We start from the raw sequence: 17670 nt of genomic DNA, 5'->3' as shown, positions 1-17670 counted from the left end.
GGAGGTATCGACGGCTACCCAGACGGTGTTGGCGGGCCACCTCGCGCGAGGAAAGCATCGGTGACATGAGCGAATCGAAGATCGTGCTGGTCACCGGCGCGAACAAGGGCATCGGGTACGAGATCGCGGCGGGCCTGGGCGCCCTCGGCTGGAGTGTCGGCGTCGGCGCCCGCGACGAGCAGCGCCGAGACGCGGCGGTGGACAAACTGCGTGCGGCCGGAGCGGACGCGTTCGGCGTGCCGCTGGACGTGACCGACGACGCGAGCGTGGCCGCCGCGGCCCGGCTGCTCCAGGAGCGGGCCGGCCGGCTGGACGTGCTGGTCAACAACGCCGGCGTGACCGGCGGCATGCCGCAGCAACCCACGATCGCCGACCTCGGGGCGGTGCGGGCCGCGTTCGAGACCAATGCGGTCGGCGTCATCCGGGTCACCAACGCGATGCTGCCGCTGCTGCGCCGCTCGTCCGCGCCGCGCATCGTGAACATGTCCAGCAGCGTCGGCTCGCTGACCCGGCAGAGCGATCCCGCGGGGGAGACCGGTCCGCTGTCCGCCGCATATTCACCGTCGAAGTCCTTCCTCAACGCCCTCACCATCCAATATGCGAAGGAGCTGGCGGACACGAACATCCTGATCAACGCGGGCTGCCCGGGCTACACCGCGACCGACCTCAACGGCTTCCGCGGCGTGCGCACCCCGGAACAGGGCGCCGCGATCGCCATCACGCTGGCCACCCTGCCCGACAACGGCCCGACCGGCGGCTTCTTCGAGGACGCCGGCGTCGTTCCCTGGTGACCGTCAACCGGCGATGACCTCGTCGGCGACCCAGCGCGCGACCCCAGCCGGATAGGGCGGGTTCAGGCCGAGGACGAAGTGCTGGAAGCCGGCGGCGGCCGCCTCGTCGATCGCGGCCCGGGTGGTCTTCGGCTGGTCATCGGAGACCGGCAGGAACATCGATCGGGTGACCGTCGCCGGGTCGCGGCCGATCTCGGTGCAGTAGCGGTCCAGCAGGGCACTGCGCTCGACGGCGTCGGCCAGGTCGCCGCCGGGGATGTTCCAGACGTCGGCGTGCTCGGCGACGACGCGCAGGGTGGCCGCGGCGCGCCCGCCGATGACGATCGGCGGGTGCGGGCGCTGGACCGGCTTGGGATTGCCGAAAGCACCCTTGAGCCGCACGTATTCGCCGTCGAAGTCGAACGGCTCGGACGCCGTCCACAGGCGCCGAATGACCGTGCACGCCTCGGCCAGGTCGCCGACCGAGTGGGCGAAGTCGTGATACGGCAGGCCGTGCGCCTCGTATTCGCGCCGGGCGATCGGGTGGCCGGGCCGGGAGCCCGCCCCGATGCCGAAGTCGAGCCGCCCGCCGGAGACGATGTCGACGGTCGTGGCGATCTTGGCCAGCATCGCCGGCGGGCGGAACCGGTTGCTGGTCACCAGCAGGCCGACCCGCAGGCGCCGGGTCTGCGCGGCCAGCGCCGACAGCAGCGTCCAGCCCTCGAAGGCCGGCCCGTCCGGATCGCCGCCGATCGGCATCAAGTGGTCGAACAGCCAGGCGTGCTCGATCTCGGCGACCTCGTCCGCCTCGCGCCAGACTCGGAGGATGTCGTCATAGCCGACCTGCATCGGCGCGGTCATGATCCCGAAGCTTGGCATCGGTTCCCTCCTGAGGCATCATGGTTAACCGGATCCGGGTTCCGGTAACCAACATACGGAACCGTGTTCCGGTTTGCAAGGAGGGGTGTTCCCGTGGCGCCACCGGGGAAGCGGGCGGACGCCCGGCGCAACGAGAAGACGCTGCTGGAGGCGGCCGCGGCGACCTTCGTGGCGGCCGGCGTCGACGCGCCTGTGCGGGACATCGCGGCCAAGGCCGGGGTCGGGGTGGGCACGATCTATCGGCACTTCCCGACCCGGGCCGATCTCGTCGTCGCCGTCTATCAGCACCAGGTCGAGGCCTGTGCCGAGGCCGGCCCAGCGCTGCTGGCGAACAGCGAGTCGGCGCACGCCGCGCTGACCCGGTGGATCGACCTGTTCGTCGACTTCCTGGTCACCAAGCACGGGCTGGCCGAGGCGCTGCAGTCCGACAACGCGACCTTCGTGACGCTGCACGCGTCCTTCCTCGAACGGCTGGTGCCGGTCTGCGCCGACCTGCTGGCCGCCGCCGAGCGGGCCGGGGAGACCCGCCCGGGCCTGGACGCGTTCGAGCTGATGTTCGCCGTCGGCAACCTCTGCATCGGCGCGAACAAAGACGCGCGCTACGATGCCCGGCGCGTGGTGGGATTGCTCCTGGCCGGGCTACGCGTGGATCACCTGCACGGCTAGCGCGGCGGCGGCGGTCACGAAGAAGACGCCCAGCCGGTCAGCTTTCGGGAACCGACCCGCAGGTGGGCGATGAGCGCGCCGATGAAATAGAGCACCAGGCCCGCCGCGGCCAGCGTGCCCACCAACGGGACGACGAAGCCGGCCAGCAGCCCGAGCGAGCCCGCCGCCAGCGCCGAACCCAGCCGGGGCAGCCAGGAGTGCGGCACCCGTTTCAGGTCGGCCTGGGCCTTCGGATAGTCGTGGCCGATCAGATAGGTGACGGCCGCGATTCCGTTGAAGACCGCGGCGAGGACGGTGACCGTGACGTAGGTGGCGAACATGCCCCAGGGACGAGCCGGCCCCGCGGATTGTGACGGGGCTCAGTGTTGGCTGACGTCGGCGACCGGGCGGTGGTCGCAGGACTCGCAGACGAACAGGTACATGCTGCCGAGGTCGCCCAGCGATAGTCCCGAATCGCGGGTGTGCTGGAACATCTCGGCGGCTGGGGCCTCCCGGCGCCGGTCCAGCGGGAACTCCTCGGCCGGCACCCAGCGTCGCCAGGAGTGGCCGTCGGCCTCGTCGCTCGCGATCGTGAGCAGGTGCGTCATCGGCTTGCCGCAGTCGCAGTCCGGCCACTCCGGGTCCTGTATCCAGTCCGGCCAGCCGCCCGCCTTGGTGCCGGGGGCCACGCCCAGGTGGGAGAAGTAGCTCCAGCCCTGCTCGCCGCTCCACGCCTCGACGCGGTCGCGCAGGTCGCCGTCGAGATCCCAGGCGTCCGGGTATTCGGTCACCCACTCGGGGTGCAGCAGGCAGGGCTCCGGCAGGTATCCGCCTTCCACCTCATCGTGGTCCACCTCCGGCTCCTCGGCCAGCACGTCCGCGACGTCGGCGGCGGTGCGCCAGCGCTCGGTCCGCAATGGCCAGCAACCCGGCTCGTGCAGGGCCGGGCACCACAGCACCTGCAGCACGTCGGCGCTCGCGGGGAACGGCAGCTCCGGCACGTCGCGGGCGAAGATCTGCAGCACCGCGACCATCGGCGGCGGCTCGTCCTCGTGGTCCGGCGACTCGCACAACGGCCACGGCTCGTCGGCCGGCCAGAGCAGCGGCCCGCCGAGCGAGCTGTCCCGCAGCGTCGGCTGCCCGGCGCGCGGGTGCAGGCGCACGGTGGCGCGTGCCTGCCCGGCGAACTCGGGGAAGGCAGCCTCTACATCGGCCGGTGCGGCGGGGGTGGTGAGGTTCACGGCCGCAGACGTTAGCGCCCCGTTAATCCGTTTGCTGCCCCGTCCCGGCCCGCCGAGGATGGCGGCATGGGCACCAGCAGACGCGCCGACATGTTCACCGCCGACGGCAGACCCTCCGACGACGATCCGCGGGAGCACGGTCCGCACCTGACCGACGAGCGCGGCACGCTGGCCGAGGCGCTGCGCTGCCAGCGCCTCACGCTCGAGATGAAGTGCGCGGGCCTCGACGCCGAGCAGATGGCGCGGCGCTCGGTCGAGCCGTCGACGATGTCGCTGCTCGGCATGGTGCGACACCTCGCCGAGGTCGAGCGGGCGACGTTCCGGGTGCTGATGGCCGGGCAGCAGGTGCCCAAGCTCTACACCTCCGAGACCGACCGGGACGGCGACTTCGACGGCGCCGTGGCCGACCCCAAGATGGTCGAGGAGGCCTGGGCGGTCTGGCGCGCGGAGGTGGAGTTCTCGACCCGCTTCGTCGCCGAGGCGCCGAGTCTCGACATCACCGCCGACGACTCGGCCAACGAGCACGGCAGCGGCGGGGGCGCGCTGTCACTGCGCGAGGTCCTGCTCGGCACGATCGAGGAGTACGCCCGCCACATGGGCCACGTCGACCTGCTCCGCGAGCGGATCGACGGCCGCCTGGGCCAGTGACGGCCATCCCGCACCGCAGGCAGCAACCGGCCTCCGGGTCGGCGGGGCGCGATCCGGCGCGCTTTGATGGTCGGGACAGCCGGGGAGGAAGAACGATGACTTCTGGTACGCCCGAGCGGTGGCCGGACGACCCGCGGGCCCGCACGGCGCTGGAGGAGTTCCTGCGGGACCGGACCGGGGAGCCCTTCGCCGGTTTCGAGCTGGACCTCCGCGGCGCCGTCCTCGACGGGATGGCCCTGGACGGCGCCTGGCTCAACGGCGCCCGCCTCGACGGGGTCGGTCTGCGCGGGACGGATCTGTTCGGCGCGCAACTGCCGGGCGCCTCGCTGCGGGACGCCGACCTCACCGGCGCGCTGCTGAGCAAGGCCGTGCTGGACTACGCCGATGCCCAGGGCGCGGTGCTGGACGACGCGAAACTCGTCCGCGCCGAGGCGTACCAGACTGATTTTCGTGGTGCGGCCCTGCGCCGCACGCAGTGGGCCGGAGCCGGGCTGAGCTGCGATCTGCAGGGCGCCGACCTGGCCGGGGCGGAGTTCGACCAGACCTCGCTGGGCGGCAGCCGGCTGGCCGGCGCGATCCTGACCGGCGCGCGCGGATCCGTGTTCGGGCCGCTGCACGTCGGTGAGCCGCCGGAGCTGGACGGGGACGAGCTGGCCGGGTGGCTGCGGGCGCGCGGCGCGGACGTCGCCGTGCTCAAGCCCGCACGCCGCTAACGGCCCGGGTCGCCCCAGACCGCCAGCTCGCCGCGGGCCAGGCAGACGATCAGGAAGCCGTCCGGGCCGGCCACCGCCCACGACTCGACGTCGTCGTCGACGCCGACCAGCAACTCCGCCCCGCCGGCGAAGCAGATCTCCAGCTCGCCGGTGTCGCGGGTGCGTGCCGTGCGGACGACGTCGCCGAGCAGCGTGGCGAGGATGTCCGAGGGGTTCTCGCCGGGCTCGACGTCGACCCGGCCGCTGGGGGAGTTCAGGTGGGCGACGGTCTCGATCAGCACCTGCCGGCCGCCGGTGAAGCTCAGCACGATGGCGTGGCCGAGCCGCACGTACTCCAGCTTGCGCCCGACCAGCTGGGTGATCGTCCGGGCCTGTCGCGGACGCCCGCCGGCGCCCATGTCGGCGACCATGACTGGCAACATGGAGGACCTCGATCGGCTCGTAGGAGTGGGTACGCAGGAACGTAGCCCGGCCTTCCATAAGAGAGCCTTAAAGGTTCCGGAGAGATTCGTGAACCGGCACAGCCGCCCTCGGTTCCCTTCCCCCGCGGTGATGCATTGTGATAGACCGATGTCACTGCGATGAACTTCGAAACGGTGCCGAAACCGAGGAGCCCGCATGGTCATGCCCGTCAGCCGTCGTTCCGTTCTGGCCGCCGGCGCGGGCGCCGCCGCCGGCCTGGCCCTTCCCGCCGCGGCCCTCCCGACGTCGGCCCACGCCGCCGGTCATGAGACGAGCGTGCGATTCCGGCTCAACGCCGAGGTGCTGGACGGCGGTGAGCAGGTCGTCTCGCTCACCCTGGACACCGCCAAGCTCGGTCCGATCGACCCGGCGAGCCTGACCGCCGGCACCTTCAGCGTGCACGCAAAGGCGACCAGCCCGATTCCGCTCGCGCCCGGCGACCAGATCTTCAGCGAGTACGACCTGGACCGCACGGTGACCGCCGCCCGGCTGGTCCGCGGCGACATCGTGCTCGAACTCAGCCACGCCGAGGGCCAGCTGGGCGGGGGCACGCTGGGCTACATCGTGAGCAAGGGCCGCAACGTGCGCCTCGACCTCGTCTACACGATCACCCAGAACGCCCCGCTGGCCCGCCGGCACGCCCGCCCGGTCACCATCGACGCGTTCGTCCAGGGCCGGATCGCGAACCCCGAGGTGGACGCGTTCGGCTACCGCATCTCCGGCTCGGGCATGAAGTACCGGCTCTACTCGCCGCGGCACGGCCGGGGCCGGCGCCCGCTGGTCGTCTGGCTGCACGGCGGCGGTGAGGGCGCCTCGCTGCCGGACGGCTACTACGACAACGAGACCACGCTGCGGGCCAACCGCGGCGCGCTGGGCTTCGCCACCCGGGAGGCGCAGCAGATCTTCGACGGCGCCTACGTGGTGGCGCCGCAGAGCACGTCCTTCTGGCTCGAGGACGGCCCGCGCTTCGCCCCGCTGATCCAGGAGATCGTCCGCGACCTGGTGCGCAGGTACGACATCAACCCGGACCGGATCTATGTGGCCGGCTGCAGCAACGGCGGCTACATGAGCCTGAAGATGACCACCATCTACCCCGACACCTATGCCGCGTCGGTGCCGATCTGCGGCGTCGTCACGTCCCTGCAGCCGGGCGGCCCGACCCAGATCACCGACGCCGAACTGGCCCGGATCAGCACCCCGACCTGGCTGGTCACGTCGCTGGACGACACCACCGTGCCGCCGGCGCCCAACACCGTGCACGCGCACGAGCTGATCCCCGGCTCACTGATGACGCTCTACGACCACGTCGTCTGGAACGGCCACCAGTTCCCCGGCCACTGGTCGTGGATCTACGTCGCCCGCAACGACCCGAGCATCGACGGCACCCACATCTGGCAGTGGATGGCCCAGCAACGGCGCTAGGCGGGGACGCCCAGGGAGGTCGCGGCCGGCGGCGGCTCGTGCGGGTCCGGCGCGGCGTCGGCATCGTCGTCGTCGGCGGGCCGCGTGCCAGGCGGCTCGCGGTCCGGTGTCGGCTGCCCCTCGGGGTGGTTCGCCAGATAGCGCACCGCGGTGTTGAGCACCGCCAGCAGCGGCACCGCGACCAGGCCGCCGACGATGCCGGCCACCACCACGCCGGCCGCGATCGCCAGGATCACCGCCAGCGGGTGCAGGGCCACCGCCCGGCCCATGATCAGCGGCTGCAGCACGTGACCCTCGAGCTGCTGCACCCCGATCACCACGCACAGGATCACCAGCGCGCTGACCGGGCCCTGGGTGACCAGTGCGACCAGCACCGCGACCACGCCGGTGATGGTCGCGCCGATCACCGGGATGAAGGCGCCGAGGAAGACCAGCGCGGCCAGCGGCAGGGCCAGCGGAATGTGCATCAGGGCCAGCCCGATGCCGATGCCGACGGCGTCCACGAAGGCGACCAGCACGGTGGCGTGCACATATGAGACCAGGGTGTGCCAGGAGTAGTGGCCGGCGCGGGCGGTCGGGACCCGGGCCGGGCGGGGCAGCAGTCGGCACAGGAACGTCCAGATCTGGCCGCCGTCGCGCAGGAAGAAGAACAGCGAGAAGAGCACCAGGAAGAAGCCCGCCACGACCTCGCCGATGGTGGTGGCCGCGCCGAGGGCGCCCGAGGTCAGTGCGCTGCGGTTGTCGGTGAGCGCCTTCTGGGCGTCCGCGATGACGTCGTTGATCTGGTCCTCGGAGATGTGCAGCGGGCCCTGGGCGAGCCAGGCCTGCACCTCGCCGATGCCCTGGCTGACCTGGCTGGTGAGGTTGTCGAGCTGGGAGATGAAGGTCTGCACGATCAGGCCCAGCCCGCCGAAGACCACCACCAGCGCGGTGATCAGCACCAGGCCGGCCGCCAGCGACCGGTTCATGCCGCGCCTGCGCAGCCAGGTGGAGACCGGCTGGAAGAGTGCCGCGAGCAGCACCGCGACCGCGACCGGGATGATCACCACGCGCAGCAGGGCGATCAGCCGGATCAGCAGGTAGGCCGAAGCCACGAAGAGGATGAAGCGCAGCGCCCAGGCGCCGGCCGTGCGCACGCCGGACGGCAGCCCGTCGTCGGCCGTCGGTTTCGCGTCCACCACCACGACCGGCTGTGGGGTGGCCGCGAACTCGTCGCCGGCCACGAACGGCGGAGGTGCGGTGCGCTGACGGGCGGCGTCGAGCCGTTCCTGCGCGCGCTGCCGTACGGTCGAGACCCATTCCATGGCAGCTGCGTTCCCTGCCCGGCCCCCCGGGAAACAGCGCCTGCGCGAGGATCGTTTCCGCACCTGGGCGATCGACAAATCGATTGCGGGGATCGGCGAGGGGCGTAGCGTCGCCGGGCATGAAGACGTCAATCGGCAATCGTCTCTCTGTATTACTCGCCGGTGCGGTGGCGGCGCTGGTCGGAACGGTCGGCCTGGCGACGCCCGCCCAGGCGGGTGGTGGCGCTCCGGCGCCCGGCTCGGCCGGCCTCGGTGATCGGCTCTATCCGCTGCTCGGCAACGGCGGCTACGACGTTCAGGACTACGACCTGCGGGTGCGTTATCCGCAGAAGGATCCGAAGCAGACCGTCACCGGCCAGGTGACGATCACCGCGGTCGCCACCCAGAATCTCTCCCGGTTCAACCTGGACTTCGGCGGTGACGCGGTCGGCGCGGTGAGTGTGAACGGCCGATCCGCCACCTTCACCCGCGACGGCGACGAGCTGGTCGTCACCCCGCGTCACTACCTCGCCAAGGGCAAGATCTTCCGGGTCGTGGTCAGCGACTTCACCGCGACCCCGATCGAGGCCAACGCCGAGTCCCCGGCGGGCTTCGTGACCACCGTGGACGGCACCTTCATGGCCGGCCAGCCGGACCAGTCGCATCAGTACTTCCCCAGCAACGACCACCCGCGCGACATGGCGACCTACACCATCGTGCTGACCGCGCCCGAGGGCTGGACCGGGGTCGCCAATGGCCGGCACATCGGCGACCGCCACGAGGGTGGCTACGTCTCGTCGATCTTCCGCGAGTCCCGGCCGATGGCCAGTGAGCTGATCCAGGCCGCGGTCGGCGACTTCGTGGTGCACGACCGGCCGCGCGCGGCCGGCGTGCCGATCCGCGACGTGGTGCCGCGCCGGCTGGCCGACGACCTGCTGCCGAAGGCCGAGGTCGAGCGCGCGCAGATGGAGTGGATGGTCGGCAAGGTCGGGCCGTACCCGTTCGAGAACTACGGCTCGCTGGTGGTGGACACCGACCTGGGCTTCGCGCTGGAGACCCAGACCCTGTCGCTCTACGACACCCTGCTGTTCGGCGCGCCGAAGTTCGTGCTGGACCCGATCATGGCGCACGAGCTGGCGCACATGTGGTTCGGCGACAGCGTGGCCCCGGCCAACTGGAGTGACGTGTGGCAGAACGAGGGCCACGCCACCTGGTACGAGGTGGCCTACGCCGACGAGACCGGGGTGCTCGAGGAGTTCACCGGCGAGGCCACCGTGGAGGACTACTTCAAGGCGGTCTATGCCCGCGGCGACGAATATCGCAAGGAGTACGGCCCCGTGGCCCACCCGCTCGGCGCCGACTCGATCTGGGACGTGTTCAACCCGAACGTGTACGACGGCGGCGCGCTCGTCCTCTATGCCCTGCGGCAGAAGATCGGCGCCCGCGACTTCCAGCGCCTCGAGCGTGCCTGGGTGGCCCGCAACCGCGGTGAGTCGAAGTCCACCCAGGACTTCATCGCCCTGGCGTCGCGCATCTCCGGCAAGAACCTGAACCACTTCCTGAACGACTGGCTCTACGGCACCGCGACCCCGCCGATGCCCGGCCACCCGGACTGGACGGTGAACCCGCCCGCGCCGACGACCAGGGCGCTCACTCCAGCCCTGGCACGCCGGCGGTGACCGGCGGCGCTCGCCGGCCGGCTCTGCGTCAGTCTTCGCAGACTCGGTCGGCGGGCGCCTGCGGCCGGATCAGATACTGATCGGTCGCGACCCGGGCGCACTCGGAGGAGTGATAGGACGTGTGTCCGTCGCCGGTGCGGGTCAGCAGGGTGCTGCCCTCGATCTGGGCGGCCAGCCCGTGCGCCCACTTGTAGGCGTCGGACGGGTCGTGCACCGGGTGCACGATCATCGTGGACACACCGCGCACGGCCAGCGTCCGGGGTGGGTTCGCCGGCCGGACCGGCCAGCCGATGCACCGGGTGACCTGCCAGGTCTCGGCGGCGCCCTGCAGGTGCGGCGCGAGTTGCCGGCCCAGCTGGAGGCGTTGCTGCATCTCGGCCCAGGTGTGCACCTGAGGTGCGTACTCCATGCAGCCGATGGCCAGCCGCGAGGCGAGTTCCTGCTGCAGGAACTCGGCCGGTGGCAGAGCGAATCCGGAGGCGTCGCCCGCGACCGCGGCGGCGATCACCCGCGCCAGGCCGGCCCAGGAGTAGTCGGGCCCGGCGAAGCCCGGTTCCTTGAAGGTCAACAGGTTGATCGTCCGCATCCGGATGTCCTCGCTGGTGACCGGGCGCAACGCGCCGTCGACCGGGATCGGCTGCCGCTCGGCGCCGGCCACCAGCCGGTCGTAGACGGCGGCGGCGTCCCGGCCGTGCAGGGCGCAGTCCGGTGTGGTGCCGCACCACGCGGCGAACCGGTTGAACGAGTCCTCGACGGCCATCGCCTCGTCGGCGACCTGCTGGTTCTCCGGCAGGCTGTGTTCCAGCGCGGAGTCGAGCACCATCGCCCGGGTGCGCCGCGGGAACAGCTCCGCATAGTTGGCGGCGAGCTGGGTGCCGTACGAGACGCCCAGCCAGCTCACCCGGTCGACGCCGAGGGCGGCGCGCGCGGCCTCGTGGTCGCGGGCCACGCTGACCGTGTCGGTGTGCGCCAGCAGTGCCCCGGTCTGCTCGAGGCAGCTGCGCCCGACCGCGCGGTTGTGCCGGAGCATCGCGTCGAACTGCTGCTCGGTGCGCGGGAACATCGTGTAGGACGGCGTCAGGATCGGGACGTCGCACCGGATCTGGCCGCTGCCGCCGGTCGCGCGCGGGTCCACCCCGACGATGTCGAAGCGCTCGCGCAGGGCGGGGGAGAAGTACCAATCGTCGTTGTCCACGACGTACTTCACCTCGCCGTCGCCGGGTCCGCCGGCGTTGAAGAAGAGGGTGCCGATCCGCCGGGCCGGGTCGTCCGCCGGTCGCCGCGCCACCGCGACGGTGAGCTGCTCACCGCGCGGTTTCGCCCAGTCGATCGGCACGCGCATGGTGCCGCACTGCTTGCTGGGAGCGGTCGGGCAGGGCGCCCAGGTGATGCTCGGCGGTTGCCCGGACACCGGTGGGCTGAAGCCGAGGGTAAGGGTGACGGCGAGTGATCCGGAGACGAGAAAGCGCTGCAGGAGTGGCATGTGCCCGACGCTGCCACCGGCCGCGGTGACGGGTAAGCCGGTGGACCGGTCGGCCGTACACCAGAAAACCGTCCCTACGGCTGTAACGCCTGTTACTCAAGCTGATCAGCTTCTTCCGAAGCCGTGGTTGCGGATCTGGACCTCCTCGAGGTCGAGGCCGGTCTGGATGTGGCGCAGCACGTCGTCGTCGATGGTGCCGTCGTCGCGCAGGCGCACCACCGTGTCGTGCTTGTGTGCCAGGGCGGCCAGCCGCAGCGCCCGGTACTGCTCCTCCCACTGCTGCGCGTCGCCGGGGGATTCGGTGCGCAGGATCCGCAGGCGGCGGTCGTACTCGTCATGGAGCCGGCCGGCCACGTCCTGGCCGGCGCCGACATCGCCGGCCAGCCCGGGCAGGGCTTCCATCGCGTGTTCGAGCGCGGTGGTCTCGGCGAGCCGGCGCTCCCGCTCGGCCTCGCCGCCGGACTCGAGCCGGGCCCAGCGCACGATCCGGGGCAGCAGCGGCGCCTGCACCAGCAACGTCACCGCGATCACCCCGGCCGTGACGAAGATGATCACATCGCGCGATTCCACGGTGTGCGGCACGGCCAGCGCCGCGGCCAGCGAGACCGCGCCGCGGAAGCCGGCCGCCGCCATCACCGTGCGCGGCCGTCCGCCCAGCCGCATCTCCCGCTGTCGCGGCCGCCGGTCGATCACCCGGATCAGATAGGGGCTGGTGAACAGCCAGGCGAACCGGATCCCGATCACCGCCGCGGACACGGCGGCGACGGCGGCGAGCGCGTTGATCAGGCCGACCGTGTCGAGCCCGCGGACGGCCGCCTGCACCTCGAGGCCGACGAGCACGAACAGGGCGGCGTTGGCCAGGGTGGTCAGGAAGCCCATGACGGTCTGCACGTATTGCCGGGCGGAGGCGGAGAACAGCCGCGGCGACGCCCGGCTGACCCACAGCCCGCTGACCACGACGGCCAGCACGCCGGAGGCCTCCACGGTCTCCGCGATCAGATAGGCGGCCAGCGGTGTCAGCAGGGCCAGGACGTTGTGCTGGAACGGATCCTCCAGCCGCTTGCGCAGCTGCACGCTGAGCCAGGTGGTGGCCAGGCCGATCGCGATGCCGCCCAGATAGGCGAGGACGAACAGGCCGGAGATCCGCAGGACGCCGACGTGCTCCTCGCCGATCGTGACGCCGACCGCGAGCGCGTAGATCACCAGGGCGGTGCCGTCGTTGACCAGGCTCTCGGCCTTCAGTGTGGTGGCGATCCGGCGGGGGAGGGCCCGGCCCAGCACCGCGACGGCGGTGGCGTCGGTGGGTGCCAGCGCGGCGCCGAGCACCCAGGCCGGGCCCCAGGGGAGCCCGAGCAGGTGCGCGGCCACCGCGGCGGTGGCGGCCGTCGCCGCGACCAGCAGGGTGCTGAGCATGACGATCACGCGGAGGTTGACGCGGATCTCGCGCAGCGACGAGGTGAAGCTCTCCCAATAGAGCAGCACCGGCAGGAAGAGGAGCAGCACCGCTTCGGGTGGCAGGTGCACCGAGCGCAGCACCGGCACGAAGCCGAGCAGCACCCCGGCGATGAGCAGCAATGCCGGCGGCGCGACCCCGAAGCGGCGGGCCAGGCTCGTGCAGAACAGCACGGCCGCGCCGATCGTCACGACCAGCAGGAGACTGAGCACGAACGGCCTGCGTACCCGAACCCATCACGGAGTACACGTCGAGCGGGCGACGACCGGCCGCTTCGCCGGCCGTCGCCGCCGTGCTCAGGAAAGTGCGTCGGGGTTCTGTGCCAGGAGCCGTTGGACGTCGTCCTTGTCGACCAGGCCGGCGAGCACCGTGGATTTCTTGTCGGAGCGGGCCCGTTCGCGGTTGAAGAAAAAGGCGGGAATGCCACCGGCGGCGACGCCGACGATCGTGCCGCAGGCCGCCCAGATCTCCGCGAAGTCCCGGCCGGGCTCCGTCGCCCGCCAGAACATGATGGCCACGAGCGTCAGGAAGCCGAGGGCCACGAAGGCGCTCGCGATCGGTTGCGTTGCCGACCCCTGGGCGTTCATGCGCTCCTACCGCCCGCACCATTGATCTTTGCGATCAGCTCGGCGATCGGCATGGCGATGGCGATCGCCTCCGGGACGACCTTCCGGAAGAACCGCCACTGCGGCTCCCAGAAGTGCGCCACGTGGATGGCGACCGTGCGTCCGGCCGTGTCGGCGCCCGCCTCATGGCTCCAGTAATCGGTGCGGTCGCTGCGACCGATGGCGGTGCCGTCCACTCCGAACACGCGCGAATCCGTCGCGCCGATGGTGAAGCCGTTGGCGTCCTCGAACAGGATCTGGACCGCACCGTCGAAGCCGCCGAACCAGGTCCGGGTCAGGGTGCGGGTGGTCGCGTCGACGTGGCCGTTCCGCAGCATCACGCCGTGCGTGATCATGCGGTGGGTGTGTTCCATGTCGCTGTCCAGGTCGATCGTGACGTCGGTCGGCCGCGGTGACACGTAGCCCTCGACGCGCACGAACCGATAGCCGGCCTCCAGAGCGCTGCGCTCACCCTCCGGCGTGGACGTGGTGAAGTTGTCGGCCCGGTCGGGGTTCCAGAACAGCTTCAGCGGGACGGTGCCGGGCTCCTCGGTCCGCAGCACGTAACCCTCGTCCCGGACGTACATGTAGCCGGCCTCGACCGCGTCGCGATGGCCATCCGCGGTGGCGGTCGTGAAGTTGTCGCCGCGGAAGTTGTTGAAGTACGACCGGAGCGGCACGGTGTTCGGCTCCCCGCTGGGGAACGTGAACCCCTCCGCACGGACGAACGAGTAGCCGGACTCGGCGGCGCCCCGATCGCCCTCGGCGGTGGCGGTCAGGAAGTTGTCCCCACGACGGGGCTCGTAGTACTGCTTCAGCACAGGCACGGTCTCTCTCCCCACGATCAAGATGGCTGCCGGCGCCGGGTGGCGATGGCAACCCGATCGTGCGGCGGCGGCCCCGATGCGCGCCTGAGGTGCCGGTCGTGATCCGCGCGGGCGGAATGCCCGGCGGATGCGGGACCGCGGGCTCAGGCGGCCCGGACCTCGGGCGGCACATCCTTTCGATGCCATCTGAAAGGAGAAGCCGATGTATCCACCCCCAACGACCACCACACCGCCCCCGCGGCACGACTCCAAGGGCACGGCGATCGCGGTGATCGGCGTCGTGTTCACCGTCATCGCAGCGATCCTCGCCCTGTTCGCGTGGCAGGCTCCGAAACAACCGCCTCCCCTCCCGCCGCCGCCGGATCGCGCGCCTTATGTCGCGCAGGTCGACGGGATCTGCGGGCGGTTCGCCACGAGGTATGTCGGGCTCGGTCCGGTCCCGACCGACCCGGCGGCCGCCATGACCTGGTTCGCCGCACAAGCCCAGCTGCATCAGGAACTGCTCACGGCCTGGGCGAACCTCGGCTACCCGGACGGCGACGAAGAACCTGTGCGGGCGATTCTGGATCCGCTCGAGCAGCAGGTGTTCCAGATGGCCTCCGTCGCCCAGGCTTTGGAGCGGGGATATCTGGAGGACGCCAACGCCGCCATCGTCAAGGTCAACGAGGCGCGGACCGAATACCGCAGCAAGGCGCGCGCCTACGGCCTGCGCGTCTGCCATGACCTGTGACCCAGACGGCCGGGATGATCGGCCGGGTCATCGGGACATCCGCCGATGGCTTCGGGGACACCGGGGGCCTGAGAATGAGCGCATGGCGGCGGCCCGGATAGGCGCGGCCGCGACGGTCGCCTCGGCCATCGCGGCCGTCGCCTACGCCTGGTGGACGATGGCGCAACCCAGCGGTGAGGCCTGGTTCTTCGTGCCGTCGCCGTTCAATCAGTCGGCGTTCGTGGTCGGCTGCGGCGTGCTCGGGCTGGCCTGGGCGCTGACCGGCGCCGTGCTGATCAACTTCCGGCCGCGCAACGTGATCGGCTGGATCGTGCTCGGGGTGGGCGCCTCGCAGGCGTGGGCCGTGAGCCTCACCGTCTACACCGGCTATGGGCTGGCCGACCAGCCACCGTCCTGGGGCACGTTCTTCGGTCCGGCGCTCTATCTGCCGGGCTGGCTCATCCCGCCGACCCTGCTGCTCGCGTTCTATCCGGACGGACGCCTGCCGGGGCGCTGGTGGCGCTGGCCGGTCGGGATCGCGATGGTGTCGATCGTGGTGTTGACCCTGTGCATCCCGTTCCCGGTCGTCCCGCCCGAGGAGGTGAACGGCTGGGGCCTGAACCCGACCTTCCCGCAGCGGCTGGCCGACGTCCTCAAGCCCGGCCCGTCGGTCTACGAGACCAAGGCCTACGTGCTGGCCGACCCGAATGCCGCGATGCCGGTGCTGCCCTCCGCCTGGGCCCGGTGGAGCACCGTCGCCGCGTGGGTCTTCAAGCCGCTGCTGATCCTCGCCATGCTGACCATCTGGGCGAGCACGGTGGTCCGGATGATCGGCGCCCGCGCGCCCCGGCGGCAGCAACTCGCCCTGCTGGTCTGCGTCGTCATGCCATTCCTGGCGGCGTCCCTCTTCGTCTCGGTGACCTTCGCCAACGTGCTGATCCTGCTGTCCCTGCTGCTGGTTCCGGTCGCGGTGGCGGTCGGCGTGCTGCGCTATCGCCTGCTCGGCATCGAGACCGTGCTGCGCCGCGGCCTGGTCTACGGCTTCTACACCTGCGTCGTGGTGGCGGCCTATCTCGGCGTCACGGCGACCGTCGGCGCGATGGTCGGCGCGGCCCTGGACAGTGGACCCCTGCTCGGCATCGTGGCCGCCGCCGCGGTGGCGATCGCGCTGGCCCCGGCCCGGGATCGCCTCCAGCGGGCCGCCGACCGGCTGGTCTACGGGCAGCGCCGCAATCCGCTGGAGGCGCTCACCCAGCTTGGCGAACGGGTGGCCGTCACCGCGAACGGCGACCTGCTGGCCGGCGCCATCGCCAGCGTGACCGCCGCCGTGCACGCACCGGGTGCGGCGCTGATCGCCCCGGACGGCCGCACCCTGGCCGAGGCCGGGGCCCGGCAGGCGCCCGGCGAGCACACCACCGACCTGCCGCTGCGGTTCGGCGGCACCCTGCTCGGCGAGATGCGGGTGCTGGACCGGCGCCCGAACGAGCCGTACACCGCCGCGGACACCCGGCTGCTGGCCGCGCTGGCCTTCCAGATCGCGATCGTGCTGCAGGCCTACCAGCTGACCGAGCAGCTCGAGGCCGCCCGCGACCGGGCCGTCACGGTGGCCGCCGCGGAGCGGGAGCGCATCCGCGAGGACCTGCACGACGATCTCGGTCCGTCGCTGCACGGCATCAAGCTGGGGTTGGAAAACCTGGCCGGCGGGCCGGACAAGACGTTGCTGAGGCTGATGCGCGACGAGATCGGCCGGTCCGTGATCGGGCTGCGGCGGATCATCGACGAGCTGCGGCCGACGGCACTCGACACCGAGACGCTGGCCGAGGCGATCCGCCGGCGCGCGGTCGCGATGTCCTGCGCCGTACCGATCGAAGTGATCTCCGAAGACCTGCCGGCGCTGCCCATCCGGGTCGAAACGGCGGCCTTCCGGATCACCACCGAGGCGCTGACCAACGCGGTCCGGCACGCGCAGGCCGACCAGGTGCGGATCACCCTGTCGGCGTCCGCGCAGGCGCTGCTGATCGAGGTCGCCGACGACGGGCGAGGCGCGGGGAGTGCCGTGGCGGGGGTCGGGCTGACCTCGATGCGCCGGCGCGCGGAACGCCTGCACGGCCGCCTGGACCTCGAGTCGGCGGCGACCGGCACCACCATCATCGCCGTGCTCCCGCTCAACCAGGAGGACCCGTGAACGCTGTCCGGGTAGTGCTCGCCGACGACCACCCGATGTTCCGCCTGGGCCTGCGGGCGGCGATCACCGGCGCCGACGAGATCGACATCGTGGGCGAGGCGGCGGACGGCCGCGAGCTGATCGCCGTCGTCGACGAGCTGCGCCCGGACGTCGTGGTCACTGACCTGACCATGCCGGGGCTGGACGGCGCCACCGCCACCTCGGCCATCCTCGCCGAGCATCCGGAGGTCGGCGTTCTCGTCCTGACCATGCACGAGGACGATCCGGCGGTGATCGGCGCGCTGCTCGCCGGGGCGCGCGGCTATCTGCTCAAGGGTGCGGACGGCACCCAGATCGTCCGGGCGATCCTCGCGGTGGCGGCCGGTGAGCTCGTCTATGAGCGCACCGTCGGCACCCGGGTCAGCAACTTCTTCAGCGGGCGGTCGCACGACCGCGCCAGCACCGCCTTCCCGGAGCTGACCGACCGGGAAAGGCAGATCCTGGGGTACGTGGCGGAAGGTCGCGGCAACCACGAGATCGCCCGCCGGCTCACGCTGTCCGAGAAGACGGTCCGCAACCACGTCTCGTCGATCTATCTCAAGCTCCAGGTCAACGACCGTGCCGCGGTGGTGGCCAAGGCGCGCGACGCGGGCCTCGGGCATCGTGTCGGCGGCGGTTGAGGGGGCA

General features: G+C 71.5%; 17 protein-coding genes and 1 pseudogene. 9 read left to right on the top strand and 9 right to left on the bottom strand.

Going from position 1 to position 17670, the window contains the following annotated elements:
• Positions 1 to 65: 65 nt before the first annotated feature.
• Positions 66 to 791 carry an SDR family oxidoreductase gene (locus tag ACZ6TI_RS22730; protein WP_465347099.1) on the top strand — a complete coding sequence of 242 codons (726 nt, stop codon included), beginning with the start codon at positions 66 to 68 and terminating at the stop codon, positions 789 to 791.
• 3 nt (positions 792 to 794) lie between these two features.
• Here ACZ6TI_RS22730 and ACZ6TI_RS22725 read toward each other — a convergent pair whose 3' ends face one another.
• The gene (locus ACZ6TI_RS22725) at positions 795 to 1649 is read right to left on the bottom strand and encodes an LLM class flavin-dependent oxidoreductase (protein WP_465347098.1); all 855 of its coding nucleotides are present in this window, start codon (positions 1647 to 1649) and stop codon (positions 795 to 797) included.
• A gap of 93 nt (positions 1650 to 1742) precedes the next feature.
• Between ACZ6TI_RS22725 and ACZ6TI_RS22720 the strand changes: the two genes are divergently transcribed.
• Entirely contained in the window at positions 1743 to 2315 is a 573-nt protein-coding gene (locus ACZ6TI_RS22720) for a TetR/AcrR family transcriptional regulator (RefSeq protein WP_465347097.1), read from the top strand.
• On the opposite strand, the pseudogene ACZ6TI_RS22715 reads toward ACZ6TI_RS22720, so the two are convergent.
• Both ACZ6TI_RS22715 and ACZ6TI_RS22710 read right to left on the bottom strand, forming a co-directional pair.
• Positions 2289 to 2635: pseudogene (locus ACZ6TI_RS22715) on the bottom strand (DoxX family protein). The gene ACZ6TI_RS22720 and the pseudogene ACZ6TI_RS22715 overlap by 27 nt on opposite strands.
• 39 nt (positions 2636 to 2674) lie before the next feature.
• Positions 2675 to 3535 carry a YwqG family protein gene (locus ACZ6TI_RS22710; RefSeq protein ID WP_465347096.1) on the bottom strand — a complete coding sequence of 287 codons (861 nt, stop codon included), beginning with the start codon at positions 3533 to 3535 and terminating at the stop codon, positions 2675 to 2677.
• 66 nt (positions 3536 to 3601) lie between these two features.
• On the opposite strand from ACZ6TI_RS22710, the gene ACZ6TI_RS22705 reads away from it, so the two are divergent.
• Both ACZ6TI_RS22705 and ACZ6TI_RS22700 read left to right on the top strand, forming a co-directional pair.
• Positions 3602 to 4183 (top strand): DinB family protein, encoded by a 582-nt coding sequence (locus ACZ6TI_RS22705; protein WP_465347095.1) that lies wholly within the window; start codon positions 3602 to 3604, stop codon positions 4181 to 4183.
• A 95-nt stretch (positions 4184 to 4278) separates the two neighbouring features.
• Complete coding sequence (locus ACZ6TI_RS22700) at positions 4279 to 4896, top strand: pentapeptide repeat-containing protein (protein ID WP_465347094.1); 618 nt, start codon at positions 4279 to 4281, stop codon at positions 4894 to 4896.
• On the opposite strand, the gene ACZ6TI_RS22695 is transcribed toward ACZ6TI_RS22700, so the two are convergent.
• A complete protein-coding gene (locus tag ACZ6TI_RS22695) occupies positions 4893 to 5306 on the bottom strand; it encodes a DUF6188 family protein (RefSeq protein ID WP_465347093.1) in 414 nt (137 codons plus the stop codon). The genes ACZ6TI_RS22700 and ACZ6TI_RS22695 overlap by 4 nt on opposite strands.
• A gap of 208 nt (positions 5307 to 5514) precedes the next feature.
• Here ACZ6TI_RS22695 and ACZ6TI_RS22690 point away from each other — a divergent pair, with 208 nt between their 5' ends.
• Entirely contained in the window at positions 5515 to 6780 is a 1266-nt protein-coding gene (locus tag ACZ6TI_RS22690; protein ID WP_465347092.1) for a prolyl oligopeptidase family serine peptidase, read from the top strand.
• Here the strand turns inward: ACZ6TI_RS22690 and ACZ6TI_RS22685 are convergent.
• Positions 6777 to 8084, bottom strand: a complete 1308-nt coding sequence (locus ACZ6TI_RS22685) for an AI-2E family transporter (protein ID WP_465347091.1) — start codon at positions 8082 to 8084, stop codon at positions 6777 to 6779. The two genes, ACZ6TI_RS22690 and ACZ6TI_RS22685, sit on opposite strands and share 4 nt — an antisense overlap.
• Before the next feature lie 119 nt (positions 8085 to 8203).
• Here ACZ6TI_RS22685 and ACZ6TI_RS22680 point away from each other — a divergent pair, with 119 nt between their 5' ends.
• Positions 8204 to 9742 (top strand): M1 family metallopeptidase, encoded by a 1539-nt coding sequence (locus tag ACZ6TI_RS22680; RefSeq protein WP_465347090.1) that lies wholly within the window; start codon positions 8204 to 8206, stop codon positions 9740 to 9742.
• 28 nt (positions 9743 to 9770) lie between these two features.
• Here ACZ6TI_RS22680 and ACZ6TI_RS22675 read toward each other — a convergent pair whose 3' ends face one another.
• From ACZ6TI_RS22675 to ACZ6TI_RS22660, 4 genes are all read right to left on the bottom strand, one after another.
• On the bottom strand, positions 9771 to 11225 hold the full coding sequence (locus tag ACZ6TI_RS22675; RefSeq protein WP_465347089.1) for an alpha/beta fold hydrolase: 1455 nt from the start codon (positions 11223 to 11225) through the stop codon (positions 9771 to 9773).
• A 105-nt stretch (positions 11226 to 11330) separates the two neighbouring features.
• Positions 11331 to 12890 (bottom strand): Na+/H+ antiporter, encoded by a 1560-nt coding sequence (locus ACZ6TI_RS22670; RefSeq protein WP_465347088.1) that lies wholly within the window; start codon positions 12888 to 12890, stop codon positions 11331 to 11333.
• Between the two features lie 84 nt (positions 12891 to 12974).
• Positions 12975 to 13265, bottom strand: coding sequence for a hypothetical protein (locus ACZ6TI_RS22665; RefSeq protein ID WP_465347087.1), 291 nt, complete (start codon positions 13263 to 13265; stop codon positions 12975 to 12977).
• Complete coding sequence (locus tag ACZ6TI_RS22660; RefSeq protein WP_465347086.1) at positions 13262 to 14110, bottom strand: hypothetical protein; 849 nt, start codon at positions 14108 to 14110, stop codon at positions 13262 to 13264. Before ACZ6TI_RS22660 ends, ACZ6TI_RS22665 begins: the two co-directional genes overlap by 4 nt.
• A 202-nt stretch (positions 14111 to 14312) precedes the next feature.
• On the opposite strand from ACZ6TI_RS22660, the gene ACZ6TI_RS22655 reads away from it, so the two are divergent.
• From ACZ6TI_RS22655 to ACZ6TI_RS22645, 3 genes are all read left to right on the top strand, one after another.
• A complete protein-coding gene (locus ACZ6TI_RS22655) occupies positions 14313 to 14840 on the top strand; it encodes a hypothetical protein (RefSeq protein ID WP_465347085.1) in 528 nt (175 codons plus the stop codon).
• A gap of 82 nt (positions 14841 to 14922) precedes the next feature.
• Positions 14923 to 17004: an ATP-binding protein gene (locus tag ACZ6TI_RS22650; RefSeq protein ID WP_465347084.1), complete on the top strand. Its 2082-nt coding sequence runs from the start codon at positions 14923 to 14925 to the stop codon at positions 17002 to 17004.
• Positions 17001 to 17663 (top strand): response regulator, encoded by a 663-nt coding sequence (locus ACZ6TI_RS22645; RefSeq protein WP_465347083.1) that lies wholly within the window; start codon positions 17001 to 17003, stop codon positions 17661 to 17663. Before ACZ6TI_RS22650 ends, ACZ6TI_RS22645 begins: the two co-directional genes overlap by 4 nt.
• Positions 17664 to 17670: the final 7 nt, after the last annotated feature.

This window comes from Actinoplanes sp. NPDC051388, assembly GCF_055586225.1.
Note: the sequence above shows the minus strand (reverse complement) of the source record. Positions and strands in the feature narration are given on the sequence as shown.